The following is a 21,134-nucleotide window of genomic DNA, read 5'->3' on the forward strand; positions in this document are numbered from 1 at the left end:
CCGAGATCACGCGGAATCTGAACAGCGCCAACCGACTTTGCGCCGGTCTCAGGCGCCTCGGAAACGCAGAAAATGCATGAGCGTATCGCCGAAGGCGCGTTCGTCGACCGATTCGAAACTTTCGGAAAACTGCGGCCGGACGTCCGCGCGCTCCTCCAGGATTGCAAGGGCACCCGGAACGAGCCAACCGCCGCGGGCAGCCGCGGCCAGAGCGCGTTCGCCGAGGCCCCTGCCATAGGGCGGATCTGCGAACACCAGATGAAACGGCTCCATCGTCCCGACCGGTCCGAGATCCGTCGCGTCGCGGCGAAAGATCTTGGCCCGCCCCTGAAGGCCGAGCGCTTCGATGTTGATCCGCAGCAGCCCGCGTCCCTCGACCCCCTGCTCCACGAAGAGAGCCTGCCGGCAGCCGCGCGACAGCGCCTCGAGCCCGACGGCCCCCGTGCCCGCGAAAAGATCGAGAACGCGCGTTCCGTCAAGCGCCTCCGGATAGGCGTGGCTCAGGATGTTAAACAGGCTCTCGCGCGTGCGGTCCGTGGTCGGACGGATATCGTCCGATTTCGGCGCGGCCAGCGTGCGGCCGCGAAATTCTCCACCGACGATGCGCACGGCCGCCTACTTCCCCCTGCCCTGCGGCCCCTTGCCCGGCGGCTTACCGCCCCCCGGACGACCGCCGGGCTTGCCTCCGGCGGGTCTGCTGCCGGCGCGTTTTCCGGCACGCGGGCCGGACGAGCGATGGGCGGCCGGCTTTCCCGAAGCCGGTTTTCCAGCAACCGGTTTGCCGCCGGCGTTCGCACGTGGCCGGTCGCCGGCGAAGCTCTTCTTGCCGTCGCCACGCGGCGGCCGAGCGTTCTCCTTGCGTCCTTCGGACGAGATGCGGTCGTCGGCCGGGCGGGCCGCTCGCTCGCCGCTGGGCCGGCGCGGCGGACGGTCGCCATGGTCGCGGGATTTCCGCTCCGCGCTTTCGAGCGGTCGACGCCTCTCGAAGCCGCCGGCGCCTGCGGCATCCTTGCGGCCGGCGGATTTACCCCCCTTGCCCTGGCGTTCCGCATCGAAGCCGCCCGCTGCTTTCGCCGCAGCGTCCTTCGGCCGGTCGCGCCGTTTGCCTTCCGCAGGCGCGCGCCGCGCCGCCTTCGGCGACAGCTCGTCCTCCGCTGCCTTCGGCTTTTTCTCTACGGTCGGACGCGCACCCGGCGCCATCCAGACGTTGGAAGAGCGGTTGCGCCGCACTGGCGGGCGCACCGGACGCTCCTCCGGCTTACCGCGGCTGCGGCCGCGTTCGTTCGGGCGACCGTCGTCGCGTCGCGTATCGAGACGGGCAAGAGCACGCTCCCGCTTGTCCTCGGCCTTTTCGCGCTTGTTGCCCCATTCAGCCTTTGCGTGGTTGGCGGGCTCCGCTTCAGGCTCGGCAGCAGCCGGCTGATCGTTATAGATCGGCGCGTCGAAATTCGCCTTGGCATCGGCGATCAGCCGGGGCCCCAGCTGCTCGCGCAGCGTGCGGCCGCGTATTTCCTGAACCTGACCGATCGGCAGCTCGCCAAGCTGGAACGGACCGTAGGAGATGCGGATCAGCCGGTTGACATCGAGGCCGAGCGCGCCGAGCACATTCTTGATCTCGCGGTTCTTGCCTTCCCGCAGGCCCATGGTGATCCAGACATTCGAGCCCTGCACCCGATCCAGCGTCGCCTCGATCGCTCCGTAGAGAACGCCTTCGACCGCGATGCCCTCCTTCAGACGGTCGAGCGCCTCCTGATCGATTTCCCCGTGCGCCCGCACGCGGTAGCGGCGCAGCCAGCCGGTCGACGGCAACTCGAGCACGCGGGCAAGCCCGCCGTCGTTCGTCAGAAGCAGCAGGCCCTCGGTATTGATGTCCAGGCGGCCCACCGACAGAACGCGCGGCAGATCCTCGGGCAGGTTCTCGAAAACCGTCGGACGGCCTTCCGGATCCGCATTGGTCGTCACGAGGCCGCCCGGCTTGTGATAAAGCCAGAGCCGTGTCCGTTCGATGCCGCGGATCGGATGGCCGTCGACCTCGATCCTGTCGGCGAGCGTCGCATTGACGACCGGCGTGTCGAGCACGACGCCATTGAGGCTGACCCGCCCTTCCATGATCATCCGCTCGACGTCGCGACGCGAGGCGACGCCTGCGCGCGACAGTATCTTCGAGATGCGTTGCGGCTCGTCCGCACCGGCGGGCGCTGCCGGACTGTTGCCGGCTGCCCGTGCCGCAGGCTTCTCGCTGCCGGAATGAGGTTTCTTGTCGCGACCCTTGGCCTTGCCGCCGGGCCTCGTGGGCTTGTCTTTGGATGTCATTTGTGTTGCCTGCCTTTTGCGGCTGTCCTATCAGGTCATAGGCCGTGGGTTAAGAGGAAATGTCGAACGAACGATGGCAGAAACGGCACGCTTCATGCAGGCGGCCCTTCAGGAGGCCCGAAAGGCGGCGGCACGCGGCGAAGTGCCGATCGGCGCCGTCATCGTGCTCGACGGCAAGATGATCGCCGCGGCCGGAAATCGCACCCGCGAACGCAGCGACATCACCGCACATGCGGAGATCGAGGCGATCCGCCAGGCGGCGGCCGCCGTCGGCGACGAGCGTCTTTCGGGAGCCGATCTCTATGTCACGCTCGAGCCCTGCACCATGTGTGCGGCTGCGATCTCCTTCGCTCGCATCCGCCGCCTCTATTATGGCGCGGAGGATCCCAAAGGCGGCGCGGTCGACAACGGCGTCAGGTTTTATGCTTCCCCCACCTGCCACCATGTGCCGGATGTCTATTCCGGTCTTGCCGAGCGGGAGGCAGCCGACATTCTTCGTGAATTCTTCGCCAGCCGGCGTTAAAAATCACTTCGGGAAAACTGTGTTGCGATTTCCCCGGGACCGCGTGAAGTGTCAGTCCGCTGCGAACGCTTCCAATCCCTTGCCGGCGAGCCGGTAACGAGTTCCATTCCGACATGGGCTCCGCCCCGACGGCCTCATAGACGCGGATGGCGGGCTCGTTCCAGTCGAGAACGCTCCATTCGAAGCGGCCGCAGCCTTCCGCGACTGCCGTCCGCGCCAGGTGCTTCAGGAGCGCCTTGCCGGCGCCAGAGCCCCGAAACTCCGGCGAGACGTAAAGATCCTCCAGATATAGTCCTTTGCGCGCCTGCCAGGTGGAATAGCTGTAGAACCAGACGGCAAAGCCTGCGGGCTTGCCGTCGGCCTCGCAGATCACGGCGCGCGCGACGGCATCGGCTCCGAAGAGCGACTCGTGCACGCGCTCGACAGTCGCCTCGACCTCGTGCGGCGCCTTTTCATAAGTCGCGAGTTCCGTGATGAAACGGAGGATCGTCGCAGCGTCACCGGGAAGGGCATCGCGAATGCTGATAGCCATGGCTTTGGACCAATTCTAAAACTTGGATGCGAACGGAACCGCACGCAGTTTCTCATTCCGCTCTAAAACGGCCAGTACCACTTGCTTCCGGAGTTCTTGATCTGCGCCTCCTTCTTGCGGCGGCGCGCCTTGTCCTTTTCGGGCTCTCCGAGATCGGCTTCAGCCCCCTCCGGCAGTCGACGGTATTCGAGCGGCGGGTCGCTCAGGAAGCGGCGCTTGTCCGCATAGGCGCCCTGCTCGATCTTGCGCGCCTCGCGATAGGCCTCCTGCTGCTCCTTGGCGGAAAGGCGGCGGCCGTTGGCATTCGCCTTTGCCAGCGGCGAGACGTAGTTGGGATCGTTCTTGTTGGCGTCCGCCTCTTCGCGCAGACGCGCGCGCGTCTCCTCGGGAGACTCGACCCAGGCCGGGTTGGCCTCGCGGCTTGCAAGCGACTGCTGCGGCTCGACCAGAGCGGTCTGCTGCTGTTGCGGCGGCAGCACCAAACCGGGGCGCGGCTGATACTTGACCGGATCCTTCTTCGCGGGAGCGAGGCTGACCGCGCTGCCTAGATCGTCGAGCAAATGCTCGCCGGCCGTCTTGTCCGTTCCGTAGGTGGGGCCGCCGATGCAGCCGGAAAGCACCAGACCTCCCGCCAGGATGGCGGCAATGCCGGCAGCCGCTCGCAACTCTCGCGTCATTCCCATGAGATTCCTTCCAGCCGGCCGCGCGTCGCTAAAACGGCCATTCAGCGCCCCATGGCGGAAAAATCCGCCAAATTTCGGGCAGGTTTTACCGGATGAAGAGCCTGAACGCAATTCACCCGGTAAACCGATCGATTACGGCTTGAAGCCGAGCTCCCGCAGGGCGGCCGCGTCGCGCGCGGAGACGTCCGGATAGAGCGGATCGGAGCCGACATCGGTGGTGATTCGCCAGGAGCGGGCGCATTTGCGGCCCTCGGCGAGTTTCGGTACGACGCTGACTTTCGCGACGTCCGGCAGCCTGAACGCATCCTCCGGGCCCTCGCCCCCGTCGACTTCGATCCCCGAGGTGATGCAGATCTCGGCGAAGTCCTGGCCGTTGAGCGCCTGGAGCAGATCCGGATCGGCGACATGGACGGCCGGCGCCGCCTCCAGCGAAGAGCCGATGCGTTTTTCCTTGCGCTCGATCTCGAGCGCGCCGGTCACCACCTTGCGGACTTCGCGGATCTTCCGCCACTTCTCGGCGAGCGCGTCGTTACGCCATTCCGCCGGGACCGTGGGGAACTGTTCGAGATGCACGGAAACGGCTTGCGGGTTGCGCGAAAGCCAGGCCTCCTCGGCAGTGAAGGGCAGCATGGGTGCAAGCCAGGTCACCAGGCAATCGAAAAGGGTGCGGATGACCTGCAGGGCCGCGCGGCGGCGCAGCGACGACGGCGCGTCACAATAGAGCGCATCCTTGCGGATATCGAAATAGAAAGCCGAGAGTTCGACATTCGAGAAATCGATGAGCGCCCGGGCGATCCTCTTGAAGTCGAAGGCGTCGTAGCCTTCGCGCACCAGCCGGTCGAGTTCCGCAAGACGATGCAGCATCAGCCTTTCGAGTTCCGGCATGTCGGCAAGCGCTACAGCCTCACCCTTGTCGTGGGCGAGCGTGCCGAGCATCCAGCGGATCGTGTTGCGCAGCTTGCGGTATGCATCGATATTCGTCTGGATGATGGTCTTGCCGAGGCGCTGGTCTTCCCAATAGTCCGTCGTCATGACCCAGAGGCGCAGGATGTCGGCGCCGGCATCCTTCATCACCTCCTGGGGCGTGACGGTATTGCCCTTCGACTTCGACATCTTCTCGCCCTTCTCATCCATGGTGAAGCCATGGGTGATGACGGCGTTGTAGGGCGCGCGGCCGCGCGTCGCGCAGCTTTCGAGCAGCGAGGAATGGAACCACCCGCGGTGCTGGTCGGAGCCTTCGAGATAGACGTCGGCCGGCCATTTCAGGTCCGGACGGTCCTCCAGCGTGAAGGTGTGGGTCGATCCGGAATCGAACCATACGTCCAGGATGTCCGTGACCTGGTGCCAGCGGGCATGGTCGTGGTCGTTGCCGAGAAAGCGCTCTTTCGCGCCTTCGGCGAACCACGCGTCCGCTCCTTCCTTCTCGAAAGCGTCGAGGATGCGGGCATTGACCTCGTCGTCAACGAGGATTTCGCCCTCGTCGTCGGCGAAGATCGCGATCGGCACACCCCAGGCGCGCTGGCGCGAAAGCACCCAGTCGGGGCGCTGCTCGATCATCGCCCGGAGACGGTTCTGGCCGGCGCCGGGCACGAAACGGGTTTCGTCGATCGCGTTCAACGCGCGCGAGCGCAGCGTCGTGCCGTCGCCGAAATCCTTGTCCATGGTGACGAACCATTGCGGCGTGTTGCGGAAGATGACCGGCTTCTTCGACCGCCAGGAATGCGGATAGGAATGCTTCAAACGGCCGCGCGCGAAGAGCGCGTGACGGCCGATCAGAGCCTTGATGACGCGGTCGTTGGCGTCGCCCTTCTTGCCCTTGTCGTCTATGACGCGGCCGGCGCCGCCTTCCGCATCCGGACCGAAGCCGGGCGCGTCGGCGGTGAAATAGCCGGCATCGTCGACCGGGAACGGGATCGTGGACGAAATGCCGCGTTCCTCGAGGACGCGCACATTGTCCATCCAGGCCTCGAAGTCCTCGCGGCCATGGCTGGGTGCAGTATGGACGAAGCCGGTACCGGCATCGTCGGTGACGTGCTCGCCGTCGAGAAGCGGGACATTGAACGCATAACCGCCACCCTGGCCGTGCAGCGGATGGGCGCAGGTAATCGCGGCCAGATCGGCCGCCTCCACATCGCGCACGAATTTGAACGTGACCTTCGCCTTGGCCGCCGACTCGTCCGCGAGGCGCTTGGCGAAGATCAGCTTCTCGCCCGGCTGCGGGCCGTAGTCGTTCTCGGCGGTCGCGACTTCATAGAGCCCATAGGCATAGCGCGACGAGTAGGCGATCGCGCGATTGCCGGGGATCGTCCAGGGGTCGTCGTCCAGATGACGACGAAGGCGCCGGCAAGCGCATCGGGGCCTTCGATCACCGGGAACTTCACCCAGATCATGTCGCTTTCGACGTCGGCATATTCCACCTCGGCCTCGGCAAGTGCGGTACGCTCGACGACCGACCACATGACCGGCTTGGAGCCGCGATAGAGCTGACCGGACTTGGCGATCTTCATCAACTCGCCGGCGATGCGCGCTTCCGCGTGGAAGTTCATCGTGGTGTAGGGGTTTTCGAAGTCGCCCTCGATGCCGAGGCGCTTGAACTCCTCGGTCTGAATCCCGATCCAGCCGCTTGCGAATTCACGGCATTCCTTACGGAACTCGTTGACCGGCACCTCGTCCTTGTTCTTGCCTTTCTCGCGGTACTTCTCCTCGATCTTCCATTCGATCGGCAAACCGTGGCAGTCCCAGCCCGGCACGTAATTGGCATCGAAGCCGCGCATCTGGAAAGAGCGGTTGATCACATCCTTGAGGATCTTGTTCAGGGCGTGGCCGATATGGATGTTGCCGTTGGCGTAGGGAGGGCCGTCGTGCAGGACGAACTTCTCGCGGCCGGCAGCGGACGCGCGGAGCTTTTTGTAAAGCTCCATCTTCTGCCAGCGGGCGACGGTCTCCGGCTCCTTCTGCGGCAGGCCGGCACGCATCGGAAAGTCCGTCTGCGGCAGGTAAAGAGTGGAAGAATAGTCGATCTTTTCAGCGGTCTCGGTCATGGTTTTCGCATTCGTGTTTTCCGCGCGGGGCAGTCACGCAGGCGGAAGGGTTCGGTAATCTCGAAGATGATGGGGGCGTTGAAACGCCGAAATCCCGGACCTTCCGGCGCAGACTAGAGCGCGCGGAAAGCCGGGCCAATAATTCGCTGATCGACGATCACTCGATGGAACCGGGTCATTATGGCCGGTTCTTTAAGGCGTTTTCCGCCTTTTGAAAAGGTCCGCCGGCCGCGCATGCCCGAAATCTTTGACGCATCGGATGGCATAGGGCCCTGCCGCCGCTCAGGCGAAATTGAGCCTGCGGTCGATCTCGCTCAGGGGCTGAACGCCCGCAAGCAGCGCGCGGGCCTCGCTCTCGTCCTTGCGCATCTGGACCATCAATGGCTCCAGACCGTCGAACTTGAGTTCGTCGCGCAACCGGCCGAAGAAGGATACGGCGCAGATCTCGCCGTAGAGATCCGCGGAGAAATCGAAAACGAAGGTCTCCAGCAAGGCTTCGCCGTCGCTGTCGACCGTCGGGCGACGGCCGAAGCTTGCGACACCGTCATGGAGGGACCCGTCCGCCCTCCGGAAACGCACCGCATAGATGCCGCTCTTCAGCTCCGCCTCGGGCGGCAGGCGCATGTTCGCGGTCGGATAGCCGAGCGTGCGGCCGAGCTTCTTGCCGTCGATGACCTCGGCTTCGACCGTATAGCGATAGCCAAGCAGCCCGGCCGCGTGCGAAACGTCGCCCTCGGCTAGCAGCGAGCGGATGAAACTCGAGGATATGACGGCGGCGTTTTCGTCGCGGAATGCATCCACAAGCGTCACGCCGAATCCCTCGCGCTCCCCGGCCGCCATCAGGAAGGCCGGCCCGCCTTCCCGCCCCTTGCCGAAATGGAAATCGAAACCGGTGACGACATGGGAGGCGTGCAGCCATTCGCGCAGGATGCTATGAATGAAGTCGGAGGCCGAAAGCTCCGAAAAGCTCCGGTCGAAAGGATATTCGATGACGGCACCGAATCCCATTCCCTCGAGTATGCGGGCTTTCAGCGGTGCCGGGGTGAGGCGGAACACCGGCGCGTCGGGCCGGAACACGGTACGCGGATGCGGCTCGAAGGTGAGCACGAGCGCCGGAACGGCCCGCTTCACCGCCTCCTCCAGCGCGCGGTTCAGCACCGACTGATGGCCGCGATGCACGCCGTCGAAATTGCCGATCGCGACCACACCGCCGCGTAGATGTTCGGGCAGCGGATCGCGGGTCTCGTTGCGGTGAAAAACGGTCATGCCGATCGTCCCGTCATGCCAGCCGCGGCATCCACCATTTCGGCTGCGCCCCATTCTGCCTCAGGAAGGCCATGAGCCTCGCTTCGTCGGTGCGGCTTTCGTGCATGTATTCCTGCGCATGGATGCCCGCGCTGATGTAGAGCAGGTCAAAGCCGGCATCCTGCGCGCCCTTGACGTCGGTCGGCATCCCGTCACCGATGGCGATGACGCGCGAAAGATCGAAATTACCCCTGGCGGACTTGGCCTGCGCGAGAGCGGCCTGATAGATCGCGATATAGGGCTTGCCGGCAATGCGGGCCTCGCCGCCGAGCTCTTCATAGAGTTTGGCGATGGCACCGGCACAGGGGATGAGCCTATGCCCGCGCTCCACGACAAGATCGGGGTTGGCGCAGATGAACGGTATTTTCCGCTTGGCGAGCCCCGTCAGCGTCGCGCGGTAGTGCTCGGGCGTCTCGGTCTCGTCGTCGTAGAAGCCGGCGCAGACGATCGTCTCGGCCTCGTCGGCGGATACGATCTCGGTGCCGAGCCCTTCGAGCAGCGGCAGATCCCGGTCGGCTCCGATGAAGAAGATGCGTTTGTCGGCCGTCGCAATCAGCGCCTGCGTCACGTCGCCGGAGGTCACGATACGGTCATAGGCTTCGTCGGGGACGCCGAGGCCGCGGATTTGCACCGTGACGCCCGGATGCGGCCGGGGTGAATTGGTGATGAGAACGACGGTCAGCCCCTGGGCGCGCGCCTCGGCCAGCGCTTCGCAGGCGGATGCAAAGGCTTGAATGCCGTTGTGAAGCACGCCCCAGACGTCGCAAAGGACCACGTCGTAACGACCGGCGATTTCCCGAAAACTGTTGATCCTGACGGCCATGCTGGCTTCCTGCAAACTCGGCTTTCCGGCTGACATCGCAAGGAAGGGGCAAGAATACAAGCCTCACGCCGAGAAAAACGCGGCACTTCCCAAGGATTTTAAAGCAATTCCAGGAAGCGGCGCGTTGAAGCTCGGGTCGGTTTTGTCGGCGCGCATGGCGATGCGCTTGAATTCCTCACGTGGCGACTGCGCGGTCTACGGCATGTTCCTTTGGCAGGAAACGGATCCTGCAGTCTCGCCTCTTCCAGGGATGAGGTAATCAAACAAGCCGCGGCGGGGCCTCGCTCTGTCAACGATCACGGGCGGCAAAAAATCTCGGAGCCGATCCTTGACTCATTTCACGGCCACCCTTATCTCGGCTGGCGCTAGCACTCACTTGAGAAGAGTGCTAACACCCATCCGGCGGGTCCATTCGCGACCCGCAGTGTCATTTGATCGAGGGATTAGACAATGGCAAGCACCAATTTCCGTCCGCTGCACGACCGCGTTGTCGTCCGCCGCGTCGAGTCTGAAGAAAAGACCAAGGGCGGCATCATCATTCCGGACACCGCTAAGGAAAAGCCGCAGGAAGGCGAGATCGTGGCTGTCGGTTCGGGTGCCCGCGACGAAAGCGGCAAGGTTGTTCCGCTCGACGTCAAGGCCGGCGACCGCATTCTGTTCGGCAAGTGGTCCGGCACCGAAGTCAAGATCGACGGCGAAGACCTTCTGATCATGAAGGAAGCCGACATCATGGGCGTCATCGGCTGATCGGCCGGCACCCCTTCAAATTCCGTAATTTGAAACCGGACCAGTTCCGGAGTTTCGAAACCAGGAGCTTTCAAAATGGCAGCTAAAGAAGTCAAGTTCGGCCGCAGCGCGCGCGAAAAGATGCTGCGCGGCGTCGACATCCTCGCCGACGCAGTCAAGGTGACGCTCGGCCCGAAGGGCCGCAATGTCGTTATCGACAAGTCGTTCGGCGCGCCGCGCATCACCAAGGACGGCGTTTCGGTCGCCAAGGAGATCGAACTCGAAGACAAGTTCGAGAACATGGGCGCCCAGATGGTCCGCGAAGTCGCTTCGAAGACCAACGACATCGCCGGTGACGGCACGACGACTGCAACCGTTCTCGCCCAGGCGATCGTTCGCGAAGGCGCGAAGGCCGTTGCCGCCGGCATGAACCCGATGGACCTGAAGCGCGGTATCGACCTGGCTGTCGCCGAAGTCGTCAAGGACCTGCTCGCCAAGGCCAAGAAGATCAACACCTCGGACGAAGTCGCCCAGGTCGGCACGATCTCGGCAAACGGCGAAAAGCAGATCGGTCTCGACATCGCCGAAGCGATGCAGAAGGTCGGCAACGAAGGCGTCATCACGGTTGAAGAAGCCAAGACTGCCGAAACCGAGCTCGAAGTCGTCGAAGGCATGCAGTTCGACCGCGGCTACCTGTCGCCCTACTTCGTCACCAACCCGGAAAAGATGGTCGCCGACCTGGAAGACGCTTTCATTCTCCTGCACGAGAAGAAGCTCTCCAACCTGCAGGCGATGCTCCCGGTTCTCGAAGCCGTCGTTCAGACCGGCAAGCCGCTCCTCATCATCGCTGAAGACGTCGAAGGCGAAGCACTCGCAACGCTCGTCGTCAACAAGCTGCGTGGCGGCCTGAAGATCGCTGCCGTCAAGGCCCCGGGCTTCGGCGACCGCCGCAAGGCCATGCTCGAAGACATCGCCATCCTGACGGGCGGCACGGTGATCTCGGAAGACCTCGGCATCAAGCTCGAAAGCGTCACGCTCGACATGCTCGGCCGCGCGAAGAAGGTTTCGATCACCAAGGAAAACACGACGATCGTCGACGGTGCCGGCCAGAAGTCCGACATCGAAGGCCGCGTCGCTCAGATCAAGGCCCAGATCGAAGAAACCACCTCCGACTACGACCGTGAGAAGCTGCAGGAGCGCCTTGCCAAGCTCGCCGGCGGCGTCGCCGTCATCCGCGTCGGCGGTGCGACGGAAGTCGAAGTGAAGGAAAAGAAGGACCGCATCGACGACGCCCTCAACGCGACGCGCGCTGCAGTTCAGGAAGGCATCGTACCGGGCGGCGGTGTTGCCCTGCTGCGTTCTTCCGTCAAGATCACCGTCAAGGGTGAAAACGACGATCAGGACGCCGGCGTCAACATCGTTCGCCGCGCTCTGCAGTCTCCGGCCCGTCAGATCGTCGAAAACGCTGGCGACGAAGCATCCATCGTTGTCGGCAAGATCCTCGAGAAGAACACCGACGACTTCGGCTACAACGCCCAGACCGGCGAATATGGCGACATGATCGCCATGGGCATCATCGACCCGGTCAAGGTCGTTCGCACCGCGCTTCAGGACGCAGCCTCGGTCGCTTCGCTGCTCATCACCACCGAAGCCATGATCGCCGAACTGCCCAAGAAGGACGCTCCGGCAATGCCGGGCGGCATGGGCGGAATGGGCGGAATGGACATGATGTGATAAGGCGACAGCCTTAGCACGATCCATCCGGATCCGAAGGGCGGCTCTCGAGCCGCCCTTTTTGTTTTATGATGCCGGAGCGCATGCGGCCGCGCTGGAGCATTTCAATGTTTCATGGAAACACTGAAATGCTCTGACCCTTTGGTCCAACGCATTTCCGGACGGAAAACCGTTACACACTTCTCCTGGAAGTGCTCTAAGTCAGCAATGCCTTCAGATCGACCTGCGGATTGGCGAGCAGCACACGGTCCGGCGTGGCGCCCGCCTCGAGAAGCTTCTTCCCCGTCACATAGGCCTTGGCGTCGTTGATCGCATCGACGGCGACCAGTTTGCCCTGGCGGAAATACCAGACCGAGACGCTGCCCTCGCGCTGGCCCTGGCGGACGAGCGTTTCGTCGTGGCCGAGGCCGAAGCCGGCAATCTGCAGTTTTACGTCGTACTGGTCGGACCAGAACCAGGGCTTCGGGTCGTAGGGATCGGTGCTGCCCGCGAGAACCGCGGCAACCGCTTCCGCCTGGTCGACGGCATTCTGCACGGATTCGAGGCGGATGCGCATGCCGTCCCACGGCAGGACGGCGCAGTCGCCCATGGCGAAGATCGTTGGATCTGAGGTCCGGCCATGGCTGTCGACGACAATGCCGTTTGCGGTTTCGATGCCGGCTTCGTGCGCCAGCGCATCATTCGCCGCCACGCCAATGCCGACGATCACGATATCGACGGGAATGACGGAGCCGTCGGAGAGTTCCGCCGCCGTAACGCGGCCGTTGTCGCCGATCAGACGATGGAGCCCTATGCGTTCACGTATATCCACGCCGTGCGAGCGGTGAATTTCGCGGACGATCGCCGAGGTGGCGCCGGAGGCGACACGCTGAAGGATCCGGTCGGCCATTTCGATGACTGTGACCTCGAGCCCCGTGGTCCGGGCAACCGCCGCAGCCTCGAGGCCGATGTAACCGCCACCGACGACCAGCACCCGCCGGCCGGGCTGCATCTCCTCTGCCAGCCGGTCGGCATCCCGGAAATCGCGCACGACGAAAACGCCCGCGAGATCGCCGCCCGCCGCAGCCGGCAGCCGACGCGGCGTGGCGCCGGTCGCGAGGGCAAGCGTCTCATAGGCAAGTTTGGAGCCATCGCTGAGCGTCACGCGTTTGGCGGCGCGATCGATCGCCGTCGCGGCGGTCGAAAGACGTATGTCGATCTCGTGCTCCGCATACCAGGGCTCCGGCCGGTAAAGCAGGCGATCGAGGGTCATTTCGCGCAGCAGATATTTCTTGGAGAGCGGCGGCCGCTGGTAGGGCAGGCTCGCTTCGGCGGCAACCACGGTGATCGGACGCATGTCCTTGAGGGCGCGAAGCTTGGCGACCAAAGCGAATGCGGCTTGACCGCCACCGACAACAACAAGTCTTCCCGACACCTGCTCCATCCGTCTCAATCGTCTCTGCCCATCGCTATCCTCCCGGCCGGCACCCGGTCAATCTCCGGCGGAGGCCCCCGCCCGAAACTACTCCTTGCGCGGGATCTCCATGCCCTTTTGGGCGGCGGGGCGTGCCAGGCCGCGATCCACCCAGTCCATGACGTTCGGGAAGCTCTTATAGTCGAGCACCTCGGCGCCGCCATAGAACTTGCGAGCCCCTTCCACCCAAGGATAGGTCGCGATGTCGGCGATGGTGTATTCGTCCCCCATCAGCCATTGACGGCCCTCGAGCCGCGCTTCAAGGACGCCGAGAAGACGCTTCGCTTCGTCGCGATAGCGCTGAACCGGATAGGGGTTGTTGGCGACCTTGTCGGCGGCAAATTTGAAGAAATGGCCGAACTGCCCGAACATCGGTCCGATGCCGCCCATCTGGAACATCACCCAGCACAGCGTCTCGTAACGGCGGGCCGCATCGGCCGGGAGGAGCTTGCCGGTCTTTTCTGCAAGATAGATCAAAATCGCGCCGGATTCGAAGAGGCCGATCGGCTTTCCGTCCGGTCCGTTCGGATCGATGATCGCCGGAATGCGGCCGTTCGGATTGAGCGACAGGAATTCGGGCGACTTCTGCTCGTTGGTATCGAAGGAAATGCGGTGTGCCTCATAGCCCAGGCCCAGTTCTTCGAGCGCGATCGAGACCTTAACGCCGTTCGGCGTCGGGAGCGAATAGAGCTGGATGATATCGGGACTTTTCGCCGGCCAGCGAGCCGTGATCGGAAACGAAGAAAGATCAGCCATGACGGATGCCTCTAGGTGGGAAATCGAAAGGGTGTCTGCCGCCCCAACATAGGGAGCGTCGGTTGCATTTGTCAGGGTCGAAGGCAAATTTGCCGGTCTTCACCTTCGCCGTCCTCGCGCTCAGAGCGCGGCCTGCACGGCAGCGACGATCCGGTCGATCACCGGATTGCCCTCGTGGGCGGCCTTGCGGGCCCGCACGAGGCAGGCCTCGGAGCGCAGGATCACGCCGTCAGAAAGGATCTTCAGATGGTTGGCCTTGAGCGTCGAGCCCGTCGAGGTGATGTCGACGATGATGTCGGCGGAGCCGGACGCGGGCGCGCCTTCGGTCGCTCCCAGGCTCTCGACGATGCGGTAGAGCTGGATGCCGTGGCTGCCCGAGAAGAAATGCTGCGTCAGACGCCAGTATTTGGTGGCGATCGCAAGCCGGCGGCCATGGCGGGCGCGGAAGTCCGCGGCGACATCGCCGAGATCGGCCATGGTGTCGACGTCGTACCAGATCTCGGGTACCGCGACGACCACATCGGCGTGACCGAAGCCGAGCCGGGCGGCGAAGTCGACCCGGGTGTCGGCGTCCGCCAGGCCTTCGCGCACGAGATCCTCGCCCGTGACGCCGAAATCGACCGCGCCGCTGCCGATCTCACGGGCGATTTCCGAGGCGGACAAATAGGCGATCTCGACGTCGGCCCACCCTTCAACGCGGCCACGATAGGACCGGTCGCTGCCGACTGCCGCAATCTTCATTCCGGCGCGTTCGAAGATCGCCGAGGCCTCATCCTTCATTCGCCCCTTGGAGGGCAGCGCAATGGTGACGGTCATTCCGCCCTCCCCGCAGCGATCACCTGTTCTATCCGGTCGAGCCAGAGGGAAAAGCCGACGGCCGGAATATGCTCGCGGGCACCGAGCAAAGTCAAAAGGCGGTCGAACCGGCCGCCGCCGGCGAGCACCGCCGGCGTGCCTTCGACCCCGATTTCGAAGACGAGCCCGGTGTAGTAATCAAGCGGCCGTCCGAAGGCGGCGCGGTAACGCATCAGGCCGGGATCGGCGCCGGTCCTTGCAAGCGCGGCCACGCGCGCGTCGAAAAGCGCCAGCGCATCATCGATCTTCAGGCCCGCCTTGCCGGCGAAGCGGTGGAGCGCCGCCGGAGCCTCGGCGAGCGGCAGATCGAAAGCCAAGAACGCGCGCATGACGCCGAGCGCCTCCTTGTCCAGGCGGGTGGCGGCGAGTTCGACTTTTTCCTTCAGGCGCCGCGCTATATCGCGGGGCGAGCGGCTCGCATTGGTCGAATAGCCGGTCGCCTTCATCGTCTCGCCGATATGGGCGACGAGCCGCTCCTCGTCCTCGAGCATGCCGAGCGCCGCGACGCGCTCGACGTCGTGACCGAAGACGCCGGGCGACTTCGGATCGGCGAGCGCCGCCAGAAGCCGTTCCAACTGCTTTTGATCGCCGAAGGCATGGATGAGGCGCTTCTGCCAGCCCCCGGGCAGGCCGCATGCGGCAATCACCGCTTCGAACACCGACTGGTCGCCGAGCGTCACGTTCAGCCGCTCGCCCGGCAACCGGTTGGCGAGGACGAACATAGCGTCGCCGACCACGCGGGCGTCGGCAGCGGCCGTATCCGGATCGCCAAGGTCTTCGATGCCCGCCTGGTAGAATTCACTCGATCCTTCGCGGCGCTGCCGGAACACCTCGCCCAGGTAGGCGTAGCGCTGCGGCGTACCGGTTGCGGTCTCGATATGGCGGAGGCAGACGGGAATGGTGAACTCGGGGCGCAGGCAAAGGCTCTCGCCGGTCTCGCTCTCGGTCATGAAAATGCGCCGGCGCAGATCTTCGCCGGCCATGTCGAGGAAAGGCTCCGCCGGCTGGATGACCGGCGTATCGACGCGCAGCGTGTTCCGCCGCTCGAAATCTGCGAGAAGGTCACCGGCAAAGGCGGGAAGATTGATCAGAGGCATTGCGGTCAACCCGCCCTTTTCCGGTCCTCGGCCTGTTCCGCCAGAATTTCGCGCACCTTCGCGACGAGTTCGCCTTCCGGGACGGAAACCTGCGCGACACGCGCCTCGCGCCAGGCGACATTATCCTCGATTTCGCCCGAAAGGCGCTTGCCTTCGATCAGGTCCTTGATCTGCACAACGCCGGAGGCGCGCTCGTCGCCCCCCTGAATCACGGCGATCGGCGATCCGCGACGGTCGGCATATTTGAGCTGGTCGCCGAAGTTCTTCTTGTTGCCCTGGTACATTTCGGCGCGGATGCCGGCATGCCGCAGATCCTGCACGAAGCGCTGGTAACGCCCCATGCTTTCGATATCGCGATCCATGACGCAAACGACAACCGGAGCGGTGACCTGTTCGGCGCCCAGCTTGCCCAGATTCTTGAGTGCCGTCATCAGCCGCGACACGCCGATGGAGAAGCCGGTCGCCGGCACCGGCTGACCCATGAAGCGCGACACGAGGCCGTCGTAGCGGCCGCCCCCGCCGACGGAGCCGAAGACGACCTTCTCGCCCTTTTCATTGGTGACGGCGAACTGCAACTCCGCTTCGAAGACCGGGCCGGTATAATATTCGAGGCCGCGCACGACGGAGGGGTCGATCTTGATGCGGTCCGCCTCGTAACCGGCACTGAGTACAAGGCTGCGGATTGTGTTCAACTCGGTGACGCCCTCGGCGCCGCGAGCCGTTCCGGCGACGAGCGCCGCCAGATCGTCCGCGCTGCTCGCATAGTCCGTGATCCCAACGAAGAAAAGGATCTTGCCGATCTGCTCCTCGTTCAGCCCGGCGCCCTTGGTGAAGTCGCCGCTCTCGTCCTTGCGCCCTTCACCCAGCAACAGCCGCACGCCTTGCGGACCGAACTTGTCGAGCTTGTCGATGGCGCGCAGCACCGTCAGCCGCGTATTCGTCTGCTCGACTCCGCCGAGACCGATCGCCTCCAGAACGCCGTCGAGTACCTTGCGGTTGTTGACGCGGATCACGTAATCGCCGCGGGCAATGCCGAGCGCCTCCATCGTGTCGGCCATCATCATGCACATTTCGGCATCGGCCTGCACGCCGGCGGCACCGACCGTATCGGCATCGAACTGCATGAACTGGCGGAAGCGGCCCGGGCCCGGCTTCTCGTTGCGGAAAACGTAACCGGCGCGATAGGTACGATAGGGAAGCTGAATTTCGTTGAAATTCTCGGCCACGTGACGTGCGAGAGGCGCAGTCAGATCGTAGCGCAGGCTCAGCCACTGGTCGTCGTCGTCGGTCAGCGAAAAGACACCTTCATTCGGCCGGTCGCTGTCGGGCAGGAACTTGCCGAGCGCGTCGGTATATTCGAAAAGCGGCGTCTCGACCGGATCGAACCCGTAACGTTCGTAGACTTTGCGGATTTTCGCGATCATCTCGTCGACGGCGCGAATGTCCGCGGCCGACCGGTCGACGAAGCCGCGCGGCAGGCGTGCCCTGAGCTTCTGCGTTTTCTTCTGTTTTTCATTCATTGAAAGCATTCCGGACTTCAAGCTTGGTCGGTGCCTTCCCTACCGGATCATGGCAGGGGCGGCAAGGGCGGCGACAAGCCGCAAGACCGCGCGCGTGCGGCCTTGCGGAACATTGCGGCGTTGCATGCGTTCCTGCGCGAAAGGCCCGATCACAATGCCGTGATTGTATATCTCGCAATTTACGCGTATAGGTTACGCAGCAGATCGAGGGCGACTTTGGGGACTGAGCGATATGCTGAACTTCATGACACCGGGATCCGGATCCATAAAACCTTTGAGTCCGGAGACGCACAGAGCCTGGACCCGCCGCGTCTCGCAGGCGGGTTGCCTGGTGGAGCCATGGCGCTGCGACCTTTCCAGCGGCGCTTTCATGATAGGTTCCAAAACCGCTGCCCTCCTCGGTCTGCGGCGCAATCCCTGCGGCATCGTCGACCTTGTCAGGGCCTATGACAGAGGCGACCGGTCCACGATCCTGAACATTCTGGAACAGGCGACGGAAAGCTCCTCGTCCTTCTGCTTCTCGACCACCGTCCGCGGCGTAACGGGACATCCTTCGCCACTCTATTGCATCGGCAATTCGACGCTTACGGACGAGGGCGCAGAGGGTTCGCTCGAAGGCGTGTTCGCCCTTCCGGATAGCGACAATACGGACGCCTGACGGCGCGTGCCAATTTCCATCATCTTTGCATTTTGTCCGCCCCTGTGAGCGGCGGACTCGATGAAAGGAAACGAAATGGTCCTCAAACGATCTCTGTCTGCCCTGTTTCTCGCCGCTACGCTCGATGCTGTTCCCGTGCTGGCGCAGGAAACCGACCACGGCAGCATGCATCACGGTTCGGCAGAGAGCGGCGCGGCGGGTGACGCGTCCCCGTCGAGCAAGGCCTTCGCCGAGGCGAACGCCAAGATGCACAAGGACATGGACATCGCCTTCAGCGGCAATGCCGATCTCGATTTCGTACGCGCCATGATCGCTCATCACCAGGGAGCGATCGACATGGCGAAGGTCGAGCTCGAACACGGCAAGGACGAAGCGATCCGCAAACTCGCGGATGACATCATCAAGGCCCAGGAAGCGGAGATCAGGATGATGAAGGAATGGCTGGCCCGCAATGGCGGCTAGATCACGATGCTCTTAGGTCGGGTCGACCTAAAAGCATGAACGTGATCGATTGCAAGAAGAGCGGCATGCGGGCGGCGCACAGTTTTCCTCATTCCGCTCTAAGGGCCACCCGCCGCCGCCTGTTTGATCTCCTCATTCCTGTGCTCGTCACAGGAATCCAGCCAGACCAAGTCCTTGGGCTGAAAGAACGCTTCCCGCGCCGCAGACGCGGCGCTGCTGGATCCCTGTGACGAGCACAGGGATGAGGGTGGAGAGGATGCAGTCCTCCGATACGTTTCCTACAGCGCCGCGCGTCTTATGAGGCGCGCAAAGGTCGCTGTAGCACTTTGAGCCCGCAGCGATATTGACAGTGGGCGGCAAGCTCCTCTTCCATAGGCACAGGTGCCATGACGTCAAGAGGGGAAACGATGACGATACCACCCGGTGCATCTCCACAATTGTATAACGAAGACCTCGCGCCCGCCAAAGAACGCAACTGGGGCGCATTCTCCATTTTCAACGTCTGGACATCGGACGTGCACAGCCTGTGGGGCTACTATCTTGCCGCCAGCCTGTTTCTCTTCTGCGGCAGCTTTATGAACTTCCTCCTGGCCATCGGCATCGGCTCGCTCATCATCTTCTTCCTGATGCAGCTTGTCGGCGTTGCCGGCGTGCGCACCGGCGTGCCCTTCCCGGTCCTGGCCCGGGCGTCCTTCGGTATCTGGGGCGCGAACTTCCCGGCAATCGTCCGCGCCATCGTCGCGTGCTTTTGGTACGGCGCCCAGACGGCGGCAGCCTCGGGCGCCATCGTCGCGCTGCTTGTCCGCAATGAAAGCCTGCTTCAGTTCCACCAGTCGAGCCACATGCTCGGTCATTCCACCCTCGAACTCGTCTGCTACGTCGTCGTTTGGGGTCTTCAACTGCTGATCATCCAGAACGGCATGGAGACGGTTCGAAAGTTTCAGGACTGGGCCGGTCCAGCAGTCTGGGTGATGATGCTGCTGCTTGCGATCTATCTCGTCGTCAAGGCGGGCGGCTTCTCGTTCAGCCACACGATCCCGATGGACGTGTTGCTTGAAAAGACCAAGAATGCCGGCGTGCCGGGCCTACCGGGGTCGTTCGCCGCGCTTGGCGCAGTGGCCGCGATCTGGGTGACCTATTTCTCCGCGCTCTATCTCAATTTCTGCGACTTCTCGCGCTACTGCCCGAGCGAACGGTCGCTGAAGGTCGGCAACCTCTGGGGCCTGCCCGTCAACCTCATCCTGTTCTCGCTGGTCGCCGGCGTTACAACCATCGCCGCCTTCAATGTCTATGGCGAGGTGCTGCTGCACCCCGACCAGATCTCGGCCAAGTTCGACAGCTGGTTCCTGGCGCTGCTCGCCGCACTGACCTTCGCGGTGGCGACTCTCGGCATCAACGTCGTCGCCAACTTCGTCTCGCCCGCCTTCGACTTCGCCAACGTCTTTCCCAAGCACATCGACTTCAAGAAGGGTGGCTATATCGCGGCGCTGATCGCCCTCGCGCTCTATCCATTCGCGCCTTGGGAAGGCGGGGCCGCGCACTTCGTCAACATGATCGGTAATACGATGGGCCCGATCTTCGGCGTCATGATGGTCGACTACTACCTCATCCGGAAGGGCCGCGTGGATGTGGAGGCGCTCTACCGCGAACACGGCGAGTTCCGCTTCGAGAACGGCTGGCACGTCAACGCGCTGATCGCCGCCGGCATCGGGATCGTCTTCTCCTCGATCCTGCCGGGGCTTACATCCGTCATGCCGGCATGGTGGGGCGTCTACGGCTGGTTCTTCGGCGTCGCCATAGCGGGTGCGATATACTACGCGCTCCGCTCCTTCAAATCGGCCAGGCCATACCCGGCCCAACCTTGATAGTCTACTGCTATCAGAGAACATCGCCCTCCCGTCGAATGGGGAGGGCGATGTTCTTGCCGGATGCGGCAATCAGGCCGCCGGACGTGCGAAGCGCCGGCGCAGGTCCTCTATCGGCGCGCGGCAGAAGCAGCCCTCGATATGGTCGTTGACGAGGCCCATCGCCTGCATGAAGGCATAGACGGTGGTCGGGCCGACAAAGGTCCAGCCACGCTTCTTCAGATCCTTCGAAATCCGCACTGAGGCCGGCGTCGTCGGATTGGCGATGAGGGTCTCGAAATCGATGATCTTCGGACGCTCGCTTCCATCGGGCTCATGCGACCAGAAATAGGCCGCCAGTGAACCGAATTCCGCGCGCAGCTCCTTCGCCCGGCGGGCATTGTTGATGGTCGAGACGATCTTGCCGCGATGGCGAACGATGCCGGCATCGGCGAGGCAACGCTCGACGTCCTCCTCGCCGAACTCGGCGACCTTGTCGAAATCGAAGCCCGCAAATGCGGCGCGAAACGCATCGCGCTTTCTCAGGATCGTCAGCCAGGAGAGGCCCGACTGAAAGCCTTCGAGGCAGATCTTTTCGAACAACCTGTGATCGTCGGCGACCGGCCGGCCCCATTCTTCGTCATGATAGCGGCGGTAATCCTCCAGATTGCCGTGCCAGGCACAGCGATCAAGGCCGTCTTCCCCCGTAATCAAGCCCCTGGCTGCCATTTCGCCTCTCTCCATCGTTTCTCTTTTGTTCCATTTACCATTTGCAAACCACATCGATAAAGAGGCGAATAACCCTACCC

The 21,134-nt window shown here is 63.5% G+C and carries 18 protein-coding genes and 2 pseudogenes; 7 read left to right on the plus strand and 13 right to left on the minus strand.

What is annotated here, in order from left to right; all coding sequences use genetic code 11:
- Positions 1–48: 48 nt before the first annotated feature.
- A complete protein-coding gene (gene rsmD / locus N0Q91_RS13890; protein WP_018094348.1) occupies positions 49–609 on the minus strand; it encodes a 16S rRNA (guanine(966)-N(2))-methyltransferase RsmD in 561 nt (186 codons plus the stop codon).
- A 6-nt stretch (positions 610–615) separates the two neighbouring features.
- Positions 616–2,313 carry a pseudouridine synthase gene (locus tag N0Q91_RS13895; protein WP_275596686.1) on the minus strand — a complete coding sequence of 566 codons (1,698 nt, stop codon included), beginning with the start codon at positions 2,311–2,313 and terminating at the stop codon, positions 616–618.
- Positions 2,314–2,386: 73 nt separating this feature from the next.
- Between N0Q91_RS13895 and N0Q91_RS13900 the strand changes: the two genes are divergently transcribed.
- Positions 2,387–2,836 carry a nucleoside deaminase gene (locus N0Q91_RS13900; RefSeq protein ID WP_100669311.1) on the plus strand — a complete coding sequence of 150 codons (450 nt, stop codon included), beginning with the start codon at positions 2,387–2,389 and terminating at the stop codon, positions 2,834–2,836.
- A 51-nt stretch (positions 2,837–2,887) separates the two neighbouring features.
- Here the strand turns inward: N0Q91_RS13900 and N0Q91_RS13905 are convergent.
- From N0Q91_RS13905 to N0Q91_RS13925, 5 genes and pseudogenes are all read right to left on the minus strand, one after another.
- Positions 2,888–3,368: pseudogene (locus N0Q91_RS13905) on the minus strand (GNAT family N-acetyltransferase).
- 62 nt (positions 3,369–3,430) lie between these two features.
- A complete protein-coding gene (locus N0Q91_RS13910) occupies positions 3,431–4,051 on the minus strand; it encodes a hypothetical protein (protein ID WP_018094344.1) in 621 nt (206 codons plus the stop codon).
- A 132-nt stretch (positions 4,052–4,183) separates the two neighbouring features.
- A pseudogene (gene ileS / locus N0Q91_RS13915) lies at positions 4,184–7,092 on the minus strand (isoleucine--tRNA ligase).
- Between the two features lie 282 nt (positions 7,093–7,374).
- Positions 7,375–8,358, minus strand: coding sequence for a bifunctional riboflavin kinase/FAD synthetase (locus N0Q91_RS13920; protein ID WP_100669315.1), 984 nt, complete (start codon positions 8,356–8,358; stop codon positions 7,375–7,377).
- Between the two features lie 13 nt (positions 8,359–8,371).
- On the minus strand, positions 8,372–9,220 hold the full coding sequence (locus tag N0Q91_RS13925) for a TIGR01459 family HAD-type hydrolase (protein WP_275596687.1): 849 nt from the start codon (positions 9,218–9,220) through the stop codon (positions 8,372–8,374).
- Here N0Q91_RS13925 and N0Q91_RS13930 point away from each other — a divergent pair.
- The 3 genes from N0Q91_RS13930 (at position 9,204) to groL (ending at position 11,680) form a co-directional block, all read left to right on the plus strand.
- On the plus strand, positions 9,204–9,479 hold the full coding sequence (locus N0Q91_RS13930) for a hypothetical protein (protein WP_275596688.1): 276 nt from the start codon (positions 9,204–9,206) through the stop codon (positions 9,477–9,479). The two genes, N0Q91_RS13925 and N0Q91_RS13930, sit on opposite strands and share 17 nt — an antisense overlap.
- 191 nt (positions 9,480–9,670) lie before the next feature.
- The gene (groES, locus tag N0Q91_RS13935) at positions 9,671–9,967 is read left to right on the plus strand and encodes a co-chaperone GroES (RefSeq protein WP_011970827.1); all 297 of its coding nucleotides are present in this window, start codon (positions 9,671–9,673) and stop codon (positions 9,965–9,967) included.
- A 75-nt stretch (positions 9,968–10,042) separates the two neighbouring features.
- Positions 10,043–11,680, plus strand: a complete 1,638-nt coding sequence (gene groL / locus N0Q91_RS13940) for a chaperonin GroEL (protein WP_010968823.1) — start codon at positions 10,043–10,045, stop codon at positions 11,678–11,680.
- A 196-nt stretch (positions 11,681–11,876) separates the two neighbouring features.
- On the opposite strand, the gene N0Q91_RS13945 is transcribed toward groL, so the two are convergent.
- The 5 genes from N0Q91_RS13945 to hisS all read right to left on the minus strand — a co-directional run bounded on the left by N0Q91_RS13945 (position 11,877) and on the right by hisS (position 17,361).
- A complete protein-coding gene (locus N0Q91_RS13945; RefSeq protein ID WP_275596689.1) occupies positions 11,877–13,103 on the minus strand; it encodes an NAD(P)/FAD-dependent oxidoreductase in 1,227 nt (408 codons plus the stop codon).
- Positions 13,104–13,181: 78 nt separating this feature from the next.
- Positions 13,182–13,889, minus strand: a complete 708-nt coding sequence (locus tag N0Q91_RS13950; protein WP_275596690.1) for a glutathione binding-like protein — start codon at positions 13,887–13,889, stop codon at positions 13,182–13,184.
- A 120-nt stretch (positions 13,890–14,009) separates the two neighbouring features.
- Positions 14,010–14,705 carry an ATP phosphoribosyltransferase gene (gene hisG, locus N0Q91_RS13955; protein ID WP_275596691.1) on the minus strand — a complete coding sequence of 232 codons (696 nt, stop codon included), beginning with the start codon at positions 14,703–14,705 and terminating at the stop codon, positions 14,010–14,012.
- Positions 14,702–15,841 carry an ATP phosphoribosyltransferase regulatory subunit gene (locus N0Q91_RS13960; protein WP_275598137.1) on the minus strand — a complete coding sequence of 380 codons (1,140 nt, stop codon included), beginning with the start codon at positions 15,839–15,841 and terminating at the stop codon, positions 14,702–14,704. The genes hisG and N0Q91_RS13960 overlap by 4 nt, the downstream gene beginning before the upstream one ends.
- Positions 15,842–15,846: 5 nt before the next feature.
- The gene (hisS, locus tag N0Q91_RS13965; RefSeq protein WP_275596692.1) at positions 15,847–17,361 is read right to left on the minus strand and encodes a histidine--tRNA ligase; all 1,515 of its coding nucleotides are present in this window, start codon (positions 17,359–17,361) and stop codon (positions 15,847–15,849) included.
- Between the two features lie 232 nt (positions 17,362–17,593).
- Here hisS and N0Q91_RS13970 point away from each other — a divergent pair, with 232 nt between their 5' ends.
- From N0Q91_RS13970 to N0Q91_RS13980, 3 genes are all read left to right on the plus strand, one after another.
- Positions 17,594–18,019, plus strand: a complete 426-nt coding sequence (locus N0Q91_RS13970) for a hypothetical protein (RefSeq protein WP_275596693.1) — start codon at positions 17,594–17,596, stop codon at positions 18,017–18,019.
- Positions 18,020–18,094: 75 nt separating this feature from the next.
- Complete coding sequence (gene copM / locus N0Q91_RS13975) at positions 18,095–18,481, plus strand: CopM family metallochaperone (protein WP_275596694.1); 387 nt, start codon at positions 18,095–18,097, stop codon at positions 18,479–18,481.
- Between the two features lie 407 nt (positions 18,482–18,888).
- Positions 18,889–20,346, plus strand: a complete 1,458-nt coding sequence (locus N0Q91_RS13980; protein WP_018094332.1) for an NCS1 family nucleobase:cation symporter-1 — start codon at positions 18,889–18,891, stop codon at positions 20,344–20,346.
- A gap of 72 nt (positions 20,347–20,418) precedes the next feature.
- Here the strand turns inward: N0Q91_RS13980 and N0Q91_RS13985 are convergent, their stop codons facing one another.
- On the minus strand, positions 20,419–21,054 hold the full coding sequence (locus N0Q91_RS13985) for a DNA-3-methyladenine glycosylase I (protein ID WP_275596695.1): 636 nt from the start codon (positions 21,052–21,054) through the stop codon (positions 20,419–20,421).
- Positions 21,055–21,134: the final 80 nt, after the last annotated feature.

Source organism: Sinorhizobium prairiense, assembly GCF_029201645.2.
Classification (GTDB): Bacteria; Pseudomonadota; Alphaproteobacteria; order Rhizobiales; family Rhizobiaceae; genus Sinorhizobium; species Sinorhizobium meliloti_A.